This window comes from Heliobacterium chlorum (assembly GCF_014502795.1).
GTDB lineage: Bacteria > Bacillota > Desulfitobacteriia > Heliobacteriales > Heliobacteriaceae > Heliobacterium > Heliobacterium chlorum.
This window is the reverse complement of the sequence record NZ_JACVHF010000027.1, coordinates 1-17153: the sequence shown is the minus strand read 5'-3', so window position 1 is coordinate 17153 and position 17153 is coordinate 1. Positions and strand designations below refer to the sequence as shown.

Below are 17153 nucleotides of genomic sequence, written 5' to 3'. Positions count from 1 at the left end.
AAAAATTGTTCCGGCGTCACCGCCCGAACTCAGCCGTTCGGACTCTACGATTCGGACCGTTACCATTCAAAAATACCAAATATTTATCGGTTAAAGATAGCTGTTTCTAGCCGTTATAATGGTAGTGGATATGCTGAACTACCCCTTTTATTTTATCATCGAAAGGACTGTGCCATGGGTACTACGAAGAAGTTTTTTGCAGTCTTGCTTCTGGCCTTGTTTACCTCGTCTTTAACGGTCCCTTCTTTTACTTCAGCTCAGACCGAGCAGATCCGCCCGTTATCCCAATACGATATCCGAGATATTGAGGGGCATTGGGCAGAATCAACATTACAGAACTTTGTTTATTCCGACGCCTTAAGCGGCTACATCGGCGACAATGGTGTAATCACGATTCAACCGAATCACCCGATTACGCGGGCTGAACTCGTCACCTTTCTCGTTCGCACCATGGGATTACAGAGCGATCTTCCCGGCGAAACTTATCGGGATGTTCCCGCAAATCAATGGTATGCCGAGCCTATCCGCATTGCCAGTGCCTTAGGGGTCGTCTCCGGTGTGGGCGACGGATTGTTTCAACCGAACCGCTTGATTCAGCGAGATGAGATTGCCGCCCTCGTGATCAAGGCTTTTGAAAAATCAGTAAACTTCTCCGGCGAGCCTAAACATTTCTCCGATGTGTCTGCATACTGGGCCACACCTTATATCGATAAAGCGAGTTCAGCCGGACTGATCGGCGGTTATGGAAATGGTCAGTTTAAGCCCTATGCAACAGCCACCCGGGCGGAAGCCTTCACCATGGTCTCCAATGCCCTGAACCGGGAGTTTACCTCACTTCCCAGCGATCAAAGGCTCACCGATGTTGTTCTCAACCAGGAAAAAGACAGCCTGACGATGTTGCAACGAAAAGATTTCAGCCGTGTTTCTGAACTTACGTCAAAATACTGTACTGGTTTCTATAGTTCTTTTGTGCAAGCAGCATCTGCTGTTTTTGAGCAGATGGATGCCAACGGATACTCCTTCGACGTAATTCCGTCGGGGCAACCAATAGCCACGATTGTGCGAAAAACGGACCGCTTCGCCGCCGTTCAGCTAAAAGAGAGATACGATCTTATCGTGAGAAAAGACGGTGAACAGGAGCGGGAGACGAGAAATTCGACCAGCCTGATGTTGCTGAAAAAAATGCCTGGAGAAGATAGTTGGAAAATTTATATGGCCGTACCGCAAGAAGAAACGGCAGGGGTGCCATAGCCTTCAACCGCTGTTATCTGATTTTAATATCCATCAACGGGAAAAGGGAACCACAGCGTAAGCCGTGGTTCCCTTTTCCATCGTTATCTCTATTTTGGGGTCCATTTGTTTCCTATTTATGGTGCATTGGCGATTCTTTTGTAATGAAGTTATTTCTGCAAAGACCTGATTTTCTTGACTAGTTGTTGATACTCTGCCTCAAGAATCGCCCGATGAGCAGCGGATCCCTTTAGGGGTGTCATGGAAAGTTGTGCTAACACTTGGGTGAGTCGCAACTGCAAGCACATCAATTCTTCCGAGGAGTTCTCCCTTCCCGCTTTTCGCTCTTGGTCAGTAACCAGTCGTCGAGCCTTCTCTTGCGACTTAGAAAGATAATCGCTATAAGAACCGTTGTAAGCGATGATTCTCCCTGCTTCCAGTACAAGCAGTTGCTGAGCCAACCGATCGACAAATCGGCGGTCATGGGAGACAAAAAGCACAGCGCCAGGATACTCCAATATCAAGGCCTCTAAGGCTTCCATCGCATAGAGGTCCAAAAAATTAGTGGGTTCATCCAAGATCAACAGGTGAAAATCCTGCACCAGAACCCGGGCTAGAGCCAGTTTCACCCGTTCGCCGCCGCTCAACACTTTCACCTTTTTATAGACGTCATCACCCAAGAAAAGCAAACGGGCCAACAATGTCCGAATGACCGATTCAGGATGAGCACTGACAGAGCGCAATGTGTCAAGGACCGTTCTTTCTTCTTCGAGACGGCTTAGCCGCTGATCAAAATAGCCGACCCGGGCCGCCGCCGGCACAGTGATCCCGGTTTCGCTGTTCATGATCATCTTTAGCAACGTCGTTTTTCCACAGCCATTCGGACCGACCAAAGCGACTTTGCTGCCGGAAGATACTTCAAAGCTTACGTCCTGAAACAAGTTTCGTCCCCCAAAGGATTTTGAAACTTCCCGAAGAACCAGCACTTTCCGGGCTGAGATTTTTTGCTCGCCGATACGGTCAAAACAGACCGTTGGTAAAGATACCGGCTTCTCTTTTACCTCTAACTGCTCCAAGCGGCTCTGGATGGCTTTTGCACCGCGGTCCAGTTTGGCCCGCTTGTTGTTGACCCTCCGTTTGTGCAACCGCGCTTCTGAATTTCCCATACGAGAAGGTGTCGCCCGCATCTCCTTCGCCTGCCGGGATTTTTCCCGAACAGCCACTTGCAACCGTTCTCGTTCCTCCACATACTGGACGTATTCCTGTGCTTGACGTTCCCGTTCGGTCTCTTTTTGGGTTCGGTAGGCCGAATAGTTGCCGGAAAACAGACGAACTGACCCTTTATCGACCTCGATGATCCGGTTGCAGACGCAGTCGAGCAGTTCTCGATCATGAGAGACCAACAGGATGGGACCGTCATAAGCTTTTAATTGCTCTTGGAGGAGTTCTGTCCCCTCCACATCCAAGTTAGTCGTCGGTTCGTCAGCCAGGAGAATATGCGAAGTAGACTGAGAAAAAGCCCGGCCGATCTTTTGCCGGGTGATCTCTCCACCGCTCAAGGTCTCCCGCTGTTCGTCGTTTACCTGGAACGCGCGCATCAGCAGGGGATTTACTAGGTCTTTTTTCCAAGGTGCTGACGGCGATGGATCAGTTGGAACCATGTCCTTCTCTTCGAACTGGTCAATGAAAGTGACCTCTACAGAGCGGTTGATGACACCTTCATCGGGAAGCATCTTCCCAGAGAGCATTCGGAGAAAGGTCGTCTTCCCGGCGCCATTGGGGCCCACCACTCCGATTTTATCAGACCGATAAATTCGTAAGCCATCAATCGCCAAAAGTAGGCGATCTCCAAGATACTTTTTTACCTTTTTCAACTCTATCGCGAGCATAAAAAAACCTCCCTTGTTTTGCGCAAGAGAGGATTGGTCTGTCGTCTAGAAGAAAACCCAAATAGACCGTTTAAAAACGTTCTCCTGACCGATTCCTACCTGGAAAAGGTCGATACACGTCAACGGAAAAGGGTGTCCATCATTCACCTAACGCACGGCATAACCAATCCAACTCCAGCATGGCATAACACACCTGCAAACAGAAAAGACATCAAAGGGCAGTTCCAGTTTTACAGGCTCGTTTGTCAACCATCTAAAAGCGGATTAATTGCGCACGTTCGGCTACCTTACCCTTTCCTTCAGATTTCTTTTTTAGTCTATTCCTTTATCGGTTCATTGTCAAATGGTCAATAGCGGTAATTATTTTGCCCTGATGAGAACGCTTTGGTTCTGGCCGTCCCAATTGACCGAGGCGCCGACCGATTCCGCAACAAACCGTGCCGGAACCATAGTGCGGTCACCTAGGATGACGGGACTGGTATCCATCGCCTTTAGTACACCGTTGAACAGGGCCGTCGTGCTCCCGACCGTAAACTGGCTTAGAACATTCCCTTTGCGCACCGTGATTTGGCTGTTGCTTGCATCCCAATCGACGGTAGCACCGAGGGCTTCCACGATGGCCCGTAGCGGAACCATCACCCGATCATGGCTGTCGATATACGGGGCTCGATCGAAGGGCACGGAACGATCATCCACCCAAACGGTGATAGGGGTGATCAAAGGAGGGGATCCGGGAAGGTTACCGTAGATGAGATACTGTTTTCGTTCCTCTTTGAAGCGCTGCAGGCCTGGGTTGTACAGATTGACGATCTCCTGGGGTTCCCTGTTTTGCTCGAGCCACTGACCCATCTGAGCGGTACCCATGATCTTGTCGAACATGACCACAACAGAATCGCTTTTGGGCACTTTAAAATTGTTCATCTTATGGGCAATCGCCAAAGCGTATATTCCAGTTTTTGCAGGATTAAAAGCGTGATAATCAGTGATCTGCAGTCGAACGCCGCCGGAAGTTCCCCTGTTTTCCGGATTGAAGATCACCCCGGGCAGCCCCGCCTGGTTCAGTTGGTCGGCGAAAGGCTGGGCATCGATGCCTTTGCCGCCGATCCATTTAAATTGATCGGCCTGGTAAATCCCAGTGCCTTCGCCCATGCCCGTAGCCATATACCCGAAGACCGAATCGGTGTCGGGGATATTTGGTGAGGTTTGTACCCAAGACAGCCCCGTATCCTGGAAGATCATCGAACGAGTATAGCCTTCCATCGGTACAACCGTCAGTTTGGCGCCGATTTTCCGGTTGAAAAAGCGGGCCAACTCCCCCACCGTCATGCCATGAGCCATAGGCAGATTGTCCACACCAACAAAGGTGATGAAGGGATCTTCCATGACCGGCCCCTCCACCGTTTCCCCGCCGAGCGGGTTCGGCCGGTCCAGCACGATGATCGGTTTGTCATATTTTTGCGCCGCTACCATGCAGTAATTTAACGTCGATATGTACGTATAGGACCGAGCTCCGATATCTTGAACGTCGAAAAGCAGTACATCCACATCTTTTAGCATTTCCTCTGTCGGTCTACGAGTCTGTCCATAAAGACTATAGACAGGAATTCCTAAGGCAGGATGGGTATAGGATTCCACGTACTCTCCCGCTTTGGCTTGACCGTCGATACCATGTTCTGGACCATAAAGAGCGGTCAATTTAATCTCAGGGTCTTCGGCCAACTTATCGATAGTACTCCGACCCTGACTATCGACTCCACTCTGGTTCGTCACGAGTCCCACCTTTTTCCCGGCAATCAGGGAATGATAGGTACTCATCAACTGTTCATTGCCGAGTTTGAATCGGATCGGCTCCGCTCCGTGAGCCGCTGGAAGCCATGTAAGCAACAAGGCAATGATCAAAGATGACACCATTGCCTGAATCTTTGCTTTCTTCACTGGTATAACCCCCCCGATATTTTTCTCCTCAATGCTCATCTTTGCAGCTAACTTTAAAAACCACCACCCCTATAACGCCTTTTGTTTTGTAATATTCGGCTATTCCCCCAGGATTCCTTTATTTAAACGCAAAGGTAACCCGCAAAAAGGAGTTCTTATTTACGTTGGTACTAAAAAGAGAAAGCTGCCCGATGAAACCGGCAGCTTTCTGTGAATCACATCGTTAAATTATTGCATCTTTTTGATTCCGTCGGCAGTAACTTTATCGGACCCTTTGGGCACAAAGGACTTGCAAGCCGTGCTCATGCAACTCTCCGCGGAAGCTGGCGTGATTTGAGATGCCATCGGAGCGTCTACATGATCCGGTTGAGAGTTACAGAATTGGTCGTTGTGCACCAAAATTTCATTGGCTGTGCATTTATTCCCTGCAGAATAATAATGGCAGTTTTCAATGGCGCAGTGAATATGCTGTTTCCCCGTCATGTTATCCCTCCTTTTCTGAGCTTAGCTTATCCCAGAAGGCTGCGGCTATACGACAAACAATGTCTATAGACTATATCCCAGAAATACCATTCATTTTATCGAGTGTACGCGATTTTTCACGGGAATAAAAATAAAAACCGCCCTTCGATTCGGGGCAGTTTATCTCCAACGTAACGTCTGTTTAAAAAAGGTCCCAAGAGCCTGGAGCAAGTTCCCTACATACAATTCGGGTTCAGCTAGCCCTTCCAAGGGAAACAGCTTTTCCCCTTCCGGCACAGCGATATCCTCGATCGTGCATTCTTTAGGACCTGGAATATCCCGGCTGAAATAAAATTCGATTTCTTCGTATATCGTCCAGAACCGTCGTGGTCCTCGGACGTGAAGCCATATGTGCTCACTGATCGGTCCAGGCAGAGCTTCCAGAATGAACCGCCGAACCGCTCTATGGGTTTCCGGAATATCAAGGTATATCCAGTTTGTGAAGCGTCGCTCCGGTGAAGGCCCATCAACAGGTCGGTTTTTCATAGGCAGCAAGGTCATATCGCCCCTGCGCAGCAGTTTCCAGCCCATCGGGCCCGGCTCGAGCGGCCATAGATCCGGCTTTGAATACTGCATAGCTACGATCATTTCGTACCACCTCACCGTTGCTATCACTCTGTATATTCCCCATCGGGGTGAGTGAAGGGGTAAACCGCAAAAAAAGAGGTCCCCTCTTCGTTTACGGTAAAAGAAATGCTTCCCTTTAGATACCGTTCTGTCAATAGTTTCATGCTGTACGTACCGAGTCCCCGCCCATTCCCTTTCGTAGAAAAGGAACGCTGAAATATCTGCAGTTGTATATCACGGGGCATAACAGTCGGGTTTTTCACCCAGTATATGACTTGATCATTCTTTACATAACAGCCCACTGAGACCATTTCGCCTAACCCCGTTGCCTCCAGGGCGTTTTTAATCATATTTTTGAGCACCCGTCGAAGAAGTACCGGCGACGTCAGAAAAAGCACGTCCTCTGAAGATTCATCGAGATGAACCATACGTCCTTGATACTGTTCCCGACCCGAGTAATGACGTGCCAATTCGACCAACAAGGCTCTTGAATGCACATAGGCTAAAACGACCTTCAACTCATCGTTCTCCGCGTCGATCAGGTCTCTTTGTTCGGCGATTTCCTCGACTAAGGTGTTCGCGATCGAGTCTAGCGTTTGAATGAGATGCTTCGCTTCTTCAATATCTTGAACATCTTCGGCCAGTTCAATCAAACCCCGGAGCCCGCTGGCCGTATTCATGATATCATGGAAGAAGATCCGTTCCAGCGCCTTTCGTCGCTTCTCCCCGCTGATATCGGTCAAGGTCAAGATGGTAAATTCCTGTTCATCCACTTGGATCGGAGTGGCTGTCACCCGTACATCCATGGACTGCAGTTCCTCTTCTCTCTTAACCGTGATCCGGCACTCGCGGCAGTCTTTATGGCCTTCCGTTCCATTTAAAATCGCATTGATCGCCCCGCAAGTTTGACAAGACTCTGAGGTTCCACAGCCGCCAGAATTATTGGCCGCGTTTATACAACGGAGCACCTCTCCGGGGCGAGCTCCCTTCACATCTCCCATTTCACTGGCGCCGATAGCGCTAAGCAGGGTATCGTTACAAAAAACAATTTGCCGCTGCTGGTTAAGAACCATGGTGATGTGGGGCAACGCGTCGACGGCATCACGCATACCGTGTAAGCTTTCGACGATTCGTGCTTGTTCCTCCACCTGCTGACGGCTCAAACGTTCCGCCGGAGCGTAGTGCGTCGGCACGGTCGATTTTTTATTGGTATCCATAGTCACCCACACCCTTACGGCAAGTTGATCAATATTTAATGAAGATGGTTAGACATGTCTTAGAAAAACTCCTGCAAACACAAGGGCCTTTTGAGGTGAATTCGCATGGACAATCGAAAAAAGAACCCTGTTCAATGCCATCGCTGTACACATTATTATGTCACTTGGGATCCGACCTTCCCGAGAGGCTGTCGTCTATTAGGATTCAAAACGGAAAAAATTCCTTCCGCCGTCGTCTATGAAAGCTGCGGCACACCCTGTGAGGGATTTCAACCGAAGGAGCCTCGTGGAAAGTAACCACAAACTTAGTGAATCAAAAGCCCTTTTCGTTGAGCCTCTACTCAAACATGCTTTCACCGAAACAGAATAGACCATCAAATCAGTGGCCTATTCTACTTCAGTTAGATTTTCCACTACTTTCGGCGATTCGCTCTGCCAAATCCTGCAGATAAGCCCACCGCTCGACCAGTTCTTCGGCTCGTTGCTCCAGCCGGGACTGCAGTTGCATCAGTTCCTGCAACTGAACGTAGTTGCTCCCGGCTGCATCGATCTTCTCCCGAACCGCTTGCAATTCCTGTTCGGCCAGAGCGATTTGTTCCTCGATCTGTTCATATTCGATTTTTTCTTTATAGGTAAACTTCAGCGGCCGCGACGATTTTTCGTGCCTTCCTGAGTTCTTCAGGGAATCAACAGGGGCGGCTTCGACAGTATCGCCTTTGCTTTCTATCTTTCCGATTCTTTCTTTGCCTTTTCCACTACCTTGTGGCGAATCATCTTTAAAATCCTTCGCCGTTCCGGTCTCTTCTTGGAGTCGTTCCTCATAGTCGGTAAAATTCCCGACGGAAATGTTCACCGCCCCGTCACCTTTGAAGACGAAGATCTTCTCGGCCATCCGGTCTAAAAAGTAACGGTCATGAGAAACGGCGATGACTGTTCCGGGGAAGTCATCTAAATAATCTTCTAAGACGGCCAATGTCTGCACATCCAGATCGTTCGTCGGTTCGTCAAGGATCAGTACGTTGGGAGCTCCCATGAGCACATGCAACAGGTAGACCCGGCGCTTTTCACCGCCCGAAAGTCGGGCAATCGGTGTCCACTGCAAATGGGGCGGAAACAAGAACCGCTCCAACATCTGCGCCGCCGTAATCACGCCTCCATCCGGTGCAGGGATAAATTCGGCCACTTCCCGTATATACTCGATGACCCGTAGATTCGGCTTCATCTCGGTATTTTCCTGGCCAAACCAGCCGATCTTTACCGTCTCTCCCGTCTCCACGTTCCCCTGGTCTGGCACTAACCGGTGGGCGATCAGTTTCAACAGCGTCGATTTTCCCGCCCCGTTCGGTCCGATAATACCGATGCGTTCCCCGCGACCAAAGATATAGCTGAACCGGTCGATCACCTTTTGACTGGCATATTCCTTGGTAACACCAGAAAGCTCGATCACCTTGCGACCGAGACGGGTAGCCCCTACAGGCATCTCCAGGGACTCATCGCGCAGTTCCACCTTCTCGGCGACCAACTTTTCAAAACGGTCGATGCGGGCTTTCTGTTTCGTCGTTCGCGCCTTTGCTCCCCGCCGAATCCAGGCGAGTTCGTTTCGATATAAGTTTTGCCGCTTCTGCTCACTGGAACGCTGCTGTTCTTCCCGCTCGGCTTTCGCAGCGAGAAAATCGGTATAATGACCGTCATAACTGTACAACCGGCCCTTGTCCAGTTCCAAGATGCGAGTGACGACTCGATCAAGAAAATAGCGATCATGAGTGATCATGAGCAGCGCTCCCCGACGCCGGAGCAGATACTGTTCCAGCCAGGAGATGGTTTCCGAGTCCAAATGGTTCGTCGGTTCGTCGAGGATGAGCAGTTCCGACGGGGTGATCAAAGCCCCAGCCAGAGCAACCCGTTTACGCTGGCCGCCGGAAAGGGTCCCCATCGGGCAGTTCACATCCTTGATCCCCAGCTTCGCCAATATCGTCTTGGCTTCTGCCTCGATCTGCCAGACCTGTTTCGCTTCCATCTGCTGGCTCAGCGCCAGCAATCGTTCCTGGAGAGCTTGATTGTACGGATCCGCCGACTGTCTCTCCAGTGCCTGCTCATATTCCCGCAGCAGCTGCATCGTCGGTGAGTTTCCTCTGAACACCTGCTGCAGCACTGTCGCACTTTCGTCGAAAGCGGGATCCTGGGGCAAGTACTCGACACGGACCGCATTCCCCGTCGTAACCGTACCCCTGTCAGCCTTATCTAATTGGGCCAAGATCTTTAGAAAGGTTGATTTGCCGGTCCCGTTGACGCCGACAAGGCCGATGCGCTCTCCTTCTTCAATGCCAACAGACACATCTTGGAAAAGCACTTTCTCCCCGTACGTTTTGGTCAAGTTTTCTGCCACTAACAAATTCATCGAACCTTCAAGCCTCCACCCATGTGACAATTTCCGGTCGGATCCTTTTCACCGAACGAGGGGGTTCTTCTGGATAGCCCACAATCACCGGGGCCACTGCGTGATACTCCGGAGGAATGCCCAATTCCGCTTTAATCTCGGGCTGATTTAGAAAAGGATAAGCAAAACCGATCCAACAAGTACCCAACCCCATGCCATGCGCGGCTAGCATCAGATTTTGCGCCGCCAAGTTACAATCTGTTTTCGGATCAGGTCCTTTCGGTTTCGCTAAAATGACGATTAATGTTCCCGCATTGAAAAAGATATTATAGTTTTCGTTGAGAAAGAGCGACCGGTAGCGGGCAAGGTAGGGTTTCTGATCCATCTCTGACAGCAGCATCTCTTTGGCACGATCGGAATACACCTGTAAGCGCTCTTTATCCTGAATCACCACAAAAGCCCAGGGTTGTTTATTCATAGCACTTGGCGCTTGTATGGCATGCTCCAATAATGCTTCAATCTGTTCCCGTTGCACCAGTTGTGATGTGTATTTGCGCACCGAACGGCGCTCGTATATAGCTTTGTGTAAGTTCACCTTGTTCCTCCTCCATCGAACGGCGAAAATGCCTTCTATGATTATCATCCAATACAAGCATTACTCTGGCGAGCGAAAAGATTATATATGATTATATCATGTACCGCCTAGATGCGCCTGTTTCCACCATACCCTAACGGGAGAACGACAATGATCAACAGAATCATGAAAATAGACTACTTAAAAACCTCGATTTGTTCTAAAATTTCAACAAGAATCTCTCTGAAAACTACGAAAAGGGCACTAGGAAAATACATCCTGAGTGCCCTTTTTTCACTGATTACATTTGACCTATATCTCGCTGGTCAATCATTTTACATCGATTTCTTCATAATCAAAGGTAACCTGCCAATAGGACATGGCTTTCCCTTGGTTCTCAAATGATTTCAGAGTCAGCAGATAAGAACGTCCATCATTTGCTTGGGCTACATAAAAGTAACCTGGCGTCGGCGCAAGGACATAATCCTTCCAACTGCTCATCTCTTGAGTGGTGATGGAAGAAACCTCAGGTCGGCTGTCAAACTCTTTGATCGCTTTTGCCGTCAAATTAGCTACGCCGGTGTAAGATCGACTGTCGATAAAATTCAAGTCAGCCTCTCGACCGCTCTCGACGACTTCTTGGCTCGTAAACTTATAGCCCTTATAAATGGTCAACGAGAAGGATCCGCTTGCACCGGTAAAGTCAGCTTTTGGCGTTTCTTTGACCGCATTTCCGTTGTCCCCTTCAGCCCCTGATGATTTGCTGCTATTCTCAGTTGATCCGGAGGACGCCGGTTGCCCATTTCCGCCCAGATAAAAGTAAAAATCACCAAAGGTTACTTTTTTGCTGGGGTCGTCATAGTGTACGTCTGCACCCAGGGCTTCCGCTGCCACACGTAGGGGAACATAGGTCACTCCGCCCTCGGGAGTTTCCACCTTAAATGGAGCCCCTTCGATCTCCTTTTCTTGTCCATTAAAGAGCACCTTGTTTTGGTCAAGGTACAGTTCAATAGAGTTATTTCCTTTCACAGCGACAATCGATTGTTTTTCGGCGTTCCAATTCACCTTTGCTCCCAGTGCCTCAAAGAGAACTCGCATGGGAACGAAGGTACGCCCGTTGATGACTTGAGGTTCCTGTTTGCTCTTTCCTTTCGAAAAATCAATCCGTTTCGGCGCAGTTTTATCGACCTGTCCGGTCCCAGCAGGATTCGGATTTTTCGAAACCGTATCGACATACTCTCCACTGCGGAAAGTACCCTTTTGGACTTTACCGTCGGCGCTGGTGAAGGTACCTTGACCATCTTCCAATCCCTTTTTCCAGTCACCCTCGTACCAGTCACCGTTATACCATCTATAGGTACCCCAACCGTCGCGGTAGCCGTTCTTAAAATCTCCAAGGTATTTGCTGCCGTCTTCATAGGTCATGGTACCTAAAAACCAAGCAAACATTTCGTCTGCTTGGCTCTCGATGGATGATAAAGAGACATCCATGCCGCTACAGCGGCACCATCCGGGGAATGAAAATGATTAATTTTCATGATAGATCAAACTATTTTTAGATAGTGAATCTTCGAACCTACCTTTTCTTCTGGGTATAAATATTCACTAACGCTCCCAGCAAAGCCAATGCCGATCCTACTCGAAAAGCCACCTTCAGCCCCGCCATAAAAGCTGTCGCCGAATCGGTCCCTAGGGCTGACAGGCTTCCTTGATAAGCCGCCAGCTGCCAAGTCATGACCCCGCTACTCACGGCAATGCCTAGAACCATCCCGACGTTGCGTACCGTCGCCAGCATGCCTGAGCCCACACCAAGGCGGTGTCGAGGTACCGCTCCCATAACGGCGTTGTTGTTCGGCGATTGGAAGATACCGGTACCTAAACCGAAGATAGCCAACCGCCATACTACGTCGAGAACACCGGAATGCTCCCCAAGAAAAGACATGAGGAACATGGCCAGGGCCACAAGACCCTGTCCCGTAAAGGCCAGCCAACGAGTTCCTACCCGATCCGATAAAGCACCGCTCGTCGGCGCTAGAATCAACATCATCGCCGGAGAGACCGTCAAAATGAGGCCGATGAGACGGGCATCAAAGTGAAGCACCCGTTGTAAGTAAAAGGGGAGCAAAAACATCACGGCAGAGAGGGACATGAAATTCATCAAGGAGGCAAAATTGGCTGCCGAAAATACACGGTTCTCAAAGAGGGTCAAATCGAGCATCGGATCTTCGACCCGCCGCTCCCAGTAAATAAAAGCAGCCGTCGCAAAAACAAAGAGGGCCAAGAAGACCAAGGCCGGCGTCGATGTCCAACCCCATTCCTCGCCATAACTGCCGACCAACAAGAAGGACCCTAACGCCACAAAGCCGAGCATCGCCCCGGTGAGATCGAAGTTCTGATCGCGGCGATTCTTATCGACGGGAATCACCTTCAGGCAAAGTAAAAAACCTAAAATACCGATAGGGATGTTAATTGTAAAGATCGATTGCCAGCCCGCATAGGCCAGCAAAAACCCGCCCAAGGTCGGCCCGAGAGCCAGCCCGACAGCCACGATCATCCCGTTCGTCCCCAAGGCACGGCCCCGCTCTTGCGGCGGAAATACAGACGTGACAATGGCCGGCCCCATCGCCATAAACATACCGGCCCCGATGGCTTGAAGAGCCCGGAAAAAAACGAGAACCCAGATATTCGGCGAAAGTGCGCAAAAGGCAGAGGCGGCGGTAAACAAAACAATCCCGAGCAGAAGAATTCGCCGAAAACCAAACATATCACCCAAGCGACCGTACGTTAAAATCAAACTGCCGAGCATTAACAGGTACGCCATAGAGACCCAACTGACCGTATGAATCTCCACATTGAAAACACTGCTAAAGGTAGGCATCGCAACGTTGACGACGCTGCCGTCGATCGGGCCCATGATACCGGCGGCCATCACCGAAAACAGAATCAACCATCGCTGCGGATGAGGTGCAGGAACTGCTGCATTTTGAGCCACCATATCCCTCCTAATTCGGGGAACTTTCCTTCATCTTTATAAATATTTTACACCTATGGAATCGGCAATCCCTAGGAAACTATAGCCATTTTCATCGAACTTCTTGCACTACCGCACCGCTTCCTGGGGCTGCTGACGCCAAGCGGGCAGTCGAGACAAGAAAAATAGGGCTCCCATTAGGCAGACTAACCCCCCGGTGAACAAGGTGGCCGACACGCCAAACACATCGGCAGCGTGACCGGCCAAGTAACTGCCGATCGGCGACAGCCCGCCGAAAGACGTCACATAGAGGCTGATGACACGACCGCGTTTGTCTTCATCGACAACCGATTGAAGGAAAGTGTTCGTCGAAGCGGTCTGGACCACCATACCCAATCCCATCGTCAGCGCCACAGAAAAGGTCAGCCAGAGTGAACGGGATAAGGAAAAGACCATTAAGCCGCAGCCAAAGAGCCCGCAGGCCATGGGGATCAGCCGTTGCAAGCCCGCCGTATTCCGGCGCGACGCCAGGAAAAAGGTGCCGGCGAGCGCACCCAGACCAAAGGTGGCCATAAAAAACCCGAGCAATTGCGGACCGCCTTCAAAGGCATTTCGTACGATCACCGGTAGCAAGACCATGACCGGCATACCGGCGATGCTCAAGACCACCATGAGCAGCAACACAGCCCGGATCGTTCGAATCCGGTTTACATAGCGCAGCCCCTCCATGAGATCATTCCACACCCGTTGGCGGCTGATTTTACGGGGAATAGGATTTACCTTCATCATCAGCAAACCGGCGATCACGGCGATATAGCTCAGCGCATTCAGAAAAAAACACAATCCCTCACCTAAGGTGGCAATCGCCACACCAGCCACCGAAGGCCCGATGATTCGCGCACTGTTAAACATCGCCGAATTCAGCGCAATAGCGTTGCTTAAATGAGCCTTATCCTCGACCATCTCGATGACAAAGGACTGGCGGGAAGGAATCTCAAAAGCGTTGACGAGCCCGATAAATACAGTGAGCAACAGCACATGCCATACCTGCACCGTATCGGTTAACACCAGATAGGCGAGAATTCCGGCCTGTAACATCGAAAGTACCTGGGCAGCAACGACAATCCGGTACCGGTTCCAACGATCCACAAGTACTCCTGCTACCGGTGCAAGAAACAAAAAGGGAATCTGACCGGCAAAATCCAGCAAACCCAGCATCAGCACCGAATTGGTCAGCCGATAGACGAGCCAGCTTAAGGCGGTACGCTGCACCCAGGTTCCGATGACAGAAATGGCCTGCCCGGCAAAAAACAACCGGTAGTTCCGATGGGAAAAGGCCACACCGAAACGGTGCCACTTCTGCGTCGATACCTGTACCTGCTGTTCCGCCACAGTGCCACCTTCTTTCCGAATCACTCTATGCCATGTACACAAAAAACACAAGTTGAAAAGGAAGAAACGACCGCCAATAGCATCGGCGGTCGTCTATATTCATGTACAGGATCACTTCATTTTATCATACATCAATCCCTGTAGTTACAGCGAGGCAAAAAAATCGATCGCAGCTTCGCCCATCTTCCGATAGCCAGCCTTATTGGGATGGCATTCTCCTTCCGCCAACAACGGATCCATCGATACACCGTTCGGTGCAGCCAGGGCTCTGAAAAAGTCGACGACCAAGACATCTTTCCAGGCCGGTTCCGTCTTGAGCTCATCCAGGAGACATTCCCGGAATAGGATAACCCGCTCACCAAAAGGGTCCTCGTTAATGGGCAGGGTCAAGCCGATCACCGGCTGGCAGCGAGCGATCTGAATCCGCTCCACCATATCCCGGTAATTTCGCAAAAACCTCTCTGGGGAGACACCTTCAAAAGCGTCATTGGCGCCGCCAGTGACGATAACGATAGACCGCGGTTCCACATCAGGAAGGATATTGATGATCTCTCGCCGCATGTCATCGGTCGTCGCTCCATTGACACCTAAGTTAATCACAGGCTGCTTCAGTGCCGCCTCGACCATGGCCGTCCAGGAGTATTCCGGACCATAAGGATAGCCCCATGTGAGCGAATCCCCGACCGCATAAATAGTCGCTTGTTGGGTTGAACGATTCTCCATTTTGTAATCCCCTTGTATCGCAATGAATGAGTGTATTTGTTATGTTACCGTTGAAAATGAGGCATGTCAAAAGGGACTTCAAAGACGATTTCCACCAGACCGCCAAAGCGGTCCCCGTCATACCATGGAGCTTGATAGATCATCTTCTTGATGCCAGCCTTTTCGATCGTATAGCAGTTCGCTTTTTGTCCCACCAGCAAGTCCCTGAGAATTTTCCCAGAACGCTCACCATGGCAATCAAAAAGGCTTTTTCCGATCAGTTCTCGTCCGCCTCTTTTCACAAACATCTGAATAGATTTGTCATTCATCCAGACGATACGACCATCCTGGTCACAGACGGTCATCGCAACCGGAAGCCCTTGAAACCAAGGTGCGGCCTTCAAAAGGATTTCCTCACCGGAAACCTCATGGCCCGGAGTATCCTTCTCCGGAAGGTCTAGCTTAGGCACCTCCTGCATAGATGAGCACACCTCCCTAACTACTCTTTCACAGGTACAGACTAAAAAGACTGAAGCTAAGTCTGAAGTACCATGTACGTAACCTCATTTTTTCATTCTACCATAACCGCCTCAGTTAAAAAAACAAAAAGCCCTGGCGAGTAATCACCACGACTTTTTTCATCATCCAGAAAAGTTCCTTGTCGATCCTATCTAGCTTTGATTATCATTACACAAAGCTCGCCTTTTCCGCAATTACTATATCAGATTATGTAAACCTTTAATTTAGTGACTCTGGTACATTCGGCTCTTTATGAGCTTCGTCATGGGCTTGAATCATATAAGCGGCCTTGCTCGTCTCATGAATCAACGTACCGATGGACGGAGTAATATGCTTCACTTTTCCTTCTGCTTTCCTAGGAATCAGTGTAATATCCATATGGACAGACCAAAAAAACTCATTCATCCAAGCGTCGAGAGCAGTCTCACTCTTGAGGGATTCCAACCACATATCGAAAAATGCCGCTGTCGGTCCCAGCCAGTGCTTATCCATCTTAGGGCAATCGACACCTTTAAACTTAATACAACCCATCTCTTCCAATTCAATTTGAGTGATCTCGTTAAACAGAGTGTGGGACAAGATAAAAAGCAAATGGTTATCCTTATGATCCTGGGCACCCTTATTTTTTTCAGCGAAGGCACCTGCCAGAATCGCTGCGGCAAAGTAAAGGTCTTGATTAGGCCCGAGATCATCTTTGGATGCTAAAGCACGACGAATTTCCTGAGGCCAATCGTGTAAGTCTATTTTAAAAGGCTGGCTCGCATTTACTTGACCATACTCGACAACCCATCGTACCTGCTCTGTGTTAGCCATCCACCGTTGTTTCACTTCTGTCATATAGATACCCTCTTCCTATTATTCGTTCTATCAATGTATCACAAAACAAGTCGGGTTGCATCCATATGACTTTTTGGAGTACCTGTAGAGGCACTCCAAAACCCCTGGTCGATAAAATGCTCATCAATCAATATAAAAGAGGTCTATCGCCTTTTGTTGCAATAGACCTCTTTCTTATTCCTTGAAAACCACACAGAAGTGATTTGTAAAGCATAAGGTCAAGTCCTCGACCGATTCGTACCCGTCGACTGAACGCCTCACGGCGTGTACATCTCGGGCCGATCCACCAGGTCATCTTCCTGGGGTCTTACCTACTTGCGTAGTGGGAAGTCTCATCTTTGGGTCGGTTTCGCGCTTAGATGCTTTCAGCGCTTATCCGCTCCCGACATAGCTACCCAGCGCTGCCGTTGGCACGACAACT

General features: G+C 49.8%; 15 protein-coding genes, 1 rRNA gene and 2 pseudogenes. 2 read left to right on the top strand and 16 right to left on the bottom strand.

Features of this window, described 5'->3' with window-relative positions; genetic code table 11:
• Window positions 1-174 precede the first annotated feature (174 nt).
• The gene (locus H1S01_RS16945; protein WP_188041583.1) at window positions 175-1251 is read left to right on the top strand and encodes an S-layer homology domain-containing protein; all 1077 of its coding nucleotides are present in this window, start codon (window positions 175-177) and stop codon (window positions 1249-1251) included.
• Between the two features lie 149 nt (window positions 1252-1400).
• On the opposite strand, the gene abc-f is transcribed toward H1S01_RS16945, so the two are convergent.
• The 5 genes from abc-f to H1S01_RS16920 form a co-directional block, all read right to left on the bottom strand.
• Entirely contained in the window at window positions 1401-3119 is a 1719-nt protein-coding gene (gene abc-f / locus H1S01_RS16940; RefSeq protein ID WP_188041582.1) for a ribosomal protection-like ABC-F family protein, read from the bottom strand.
• 360 nt (window positions 3120-3479) lie between these two features.
• On the bottom strand, window positions 3480-5054 hold the full coding sequence (locus H1S01_RS16935) for an exo-beta-N-acetylmuramidase NamZ domain-containing protein (protein WP_341479127.1): 1575 nt from the start codon (window positions 5052-5054) through the stop codon (window positions 3480-3482).
• Between the two features lie 228 nt (window positions 5055-5282).
• The gene (locus tag H1S01_RS16930; protein ID WP_188041581.1) at window positions 5283-5537 is read right to left on the bottom strand and encodes a DUF1540 domain-containing protein; all 255 of its coding nucleotides are present in this window, start codon (window positions 5535-5537) and stop codon (window positions 5283-5285) included.
• A gap of 159 nt (window positions 5538-5696) precedes the next feature.
• Entirely contained in the window at window positions 5697-6164 is a 468-nt protein-coding gene (locus tag H1S01_RS16925; protein ID WP_188041580.1) for a hypothetical protein, read from the bottom strand.
• 23 nt (window positions 6165-6187) lie between these two features.
• A complete protein-coding gene (locus H1S01_RS16920) occupies window positions 6188-7360 on the bottom strand; it encodes a sensor histidine kinase (protein WP_188041579.1) in 1173 nt (390 codons plus the stop codon).
• A gap of 105 nt (window positions 7361-7465) precedes the next feature.
• On the opposite strand from H1S01_RS16920, the gene H1S01_RS16915 reads away from it, so the two are divergent.
• Window positions 7466-7657 (top strand): uracil-DNA glycosylase, encoded by a 192-nt coding sequence (locus tag H1S01_RS16915; protein WP_188041578.1) that lies wholly within the window; start codon window positions 7466-7468, stop codon window positions 7655-7657.
• A gap of 100 nt (window positions 7658-7757) precedes the next feature.
• Here the strand turns inward: H1S01_RS16915 and H1S01_RS22770 are convergent, their stop codons facing one another.
• The 11 genes and pseudogenes from H1S01_RS22770 to H1S01_RS16870 all read right to left on the bottom strand — a co-directional run.
• Entirely contained in the window at window positions 7758-8252 is a 495-nt protein-coding gene (locus H1S01_RS22770) for an ABC transporter C-terminal domain-containing protein (RefSeq protein ID WP_480035609.1), read from the bottom strand.
• A gap of 111 nt (window positions 8253-8363) precedes the next feature.
• Window positions 8364-8840: pseudogene (locus H1S01_RS22765) on the bottom strand (ATP-binding cassette domain-containing protein); the annotation flags it as partial.
• 24 nt (window positions 8841-8864) lie between these two features.
• Window positions 8865-9758: pseudogene (locus H1S01_RS22760) on the bottom strand (ABC-F family ATP-binding cassette domain-containing protein); the annotation flags it as partial.
• 7 nt (window positions 9759-9765) lie between these two features.
• Entirely contained in the window at window positions 9766-10332 is a 567-nt protein-coding gene (locus tag H1S01_RS16905) for a nitroreductase family protein (RefSeq protein ID WP_188041576.1), read from the bottom strand.
• Between the two features lie 309 nt (window positions 10333-10641).
• Window positions 10642-11802 (bottom strand): copper amine oxidase N-terminal domain-containing protein, encoded by a 1161-nt coding sequence (locus tag H1S01_RS16900; protein ID WP_188041575.1) that lies wholly within the window; start codon window positions 11800-11802, stop codon window positions 10642-10644.
• 85 nt (window positions 11803-11887) lie between these two features.
• On the bottom strand, window positions 11888-13303 hold the full coding sequence (locus H1S01_RS16895; protein WP_188041574.1) for a DHA2 family efflux MFS transporter permease subunit: 1416 nt from the start codon (window positions 13301-13303) through the stop codon (window positions 11888-11890).
• Window positions 13304-13411: 108 nt separating this feature from the next.
• Window positions 13412-14674 carry an MFS transporter gene (locus H1S01_RS16890; protein WP_341479126.1) on the bottom strand — a complete coding sequence of 421 codons (1263 nt, stop codon included), beginning with the start codon at window positions 14672-14674 and terminating at the stop codon, window positions 13412-13414.
• 144 nt (window positions 14675-14818) lie between these two features.
• The gene (locus H1S01_RS16885) at window positions 14819-15397 is read right to left on the bottom strand and encodes a GDSL-type esterase/lipase family protein (protein WP_188041573.1); all 579 of its coding nucleotides are present in this window, start codon (window positions 15395-15397) and stop codon (window positions 14819-14821) included.
• Window positions 15398-15441: 44 nt separating this feature from the next.
• The gene (locus H1S01_RS16880; RefSeq protein WP_188041572.1) at window positions 15442-15855 is read right to left on the bottom strand and encodes a PAS domain-containing protein; all 414 of its coding nucleotides are present in this window, start codon (window positions 15853-15855) and stop codon (window positions 15442-15444) included.
• Window positions 15856-16114: 259 nt separating this feature from the next.
• Entirely contained in the window at window positions 16115-16732 is a 618-nt protein-coding gene (locus H1S01_RS16875; protein ID WP_188041571.1) for a hypothetical protein, read from the bottom strand.
• A 214-nt stretch (window positions 16733-16946) separates the two neighbouring features.
• Window positions 16947-17153: ribosomal RNA gene (locus H1S01_RS16870) — 23S ribosomal RNA — on the bottom strand; the annotation flags it as partial.

Bases quoted from the DNA above. Each gene is read 5' to 3' on its own strand.
- H1S01_RS16945 (WP_188041583.1), top strand. From the start codon at position 175: ATGGGTACTACGAAGAAGTTTTTTGCAGTCTTGCTTCTGGCCTTGTTT.
- abc-f (WP_188041582.1), bottom strand. From the start codon at position 3,119: ATGCTCGCGATAGAGTTGAAAAAGGTAAAAAAGTATCTTGGAGATCGC.
- H1S01_RS16930 (WP_188041581.1), bottom strand. From the start codon at position 5,537: ATGACGGGGAAACAGCATATTCACTGCGCCATTGAAAACTGCCATTAT.
- H1S01_RS16925 (WP_188041580.1), bottom strand. From the start codon at position 6,164: ATGATCGTAGCTATGCAGTATTCAAAGCCGGATCTATGGCCGCTCGAG.
- H1S01_RS16920 (WP_188041579.1), bottom strand. From the start codon at position 7,360: ATGGATACCAATAAAAAATCGACCGTGCCGACGCACTACGCTCCGGCG.
- H1S01_RS16915 (WP_188041578.1), top strand. From the start codon at position 7,466: ATGGACAATCGAAAAAAGAACCCTGTTCAATGCCATCGCTGTACACAT.
- H1S01_RS22770 (WP_480035609.1), bottom strand. From the start codon at position 8,252: ATGGCCGAGAAGATCTTCGTCTTCAAAGGTGACGGGGCGGTGAACATT.
- H1S01_RS16900 (WP_188041575.1), bottom strand. From the start codon at position 11,802: ATGGATGTCTCTTTATCATCCATCGAGAGCCAAGCAGACGAAATGTTT.
- H1S01_RS16885 (WP_188041573.1), bottom strand. From the start codon at position 15,397: ATGGAGAATCGTTCAACCCAACAAGCGACTATTTATGCGGTCGGGGAT.
- H1S01_RS16880 (WP_188041572.1), bottom strand. From the start codon at position 15,855: ATGCAGGAGGTGCCTAAGCTAGACCTTCCGGAGAAGGATACTCCGGGC.
- H1S01_RS16875 (WP_188041571.1), bottom strand. From the start codon at position 16,732: ATGACAGAAGTGAAACAACGGTGGATGGCTAACACAGAGCAGGTACGA.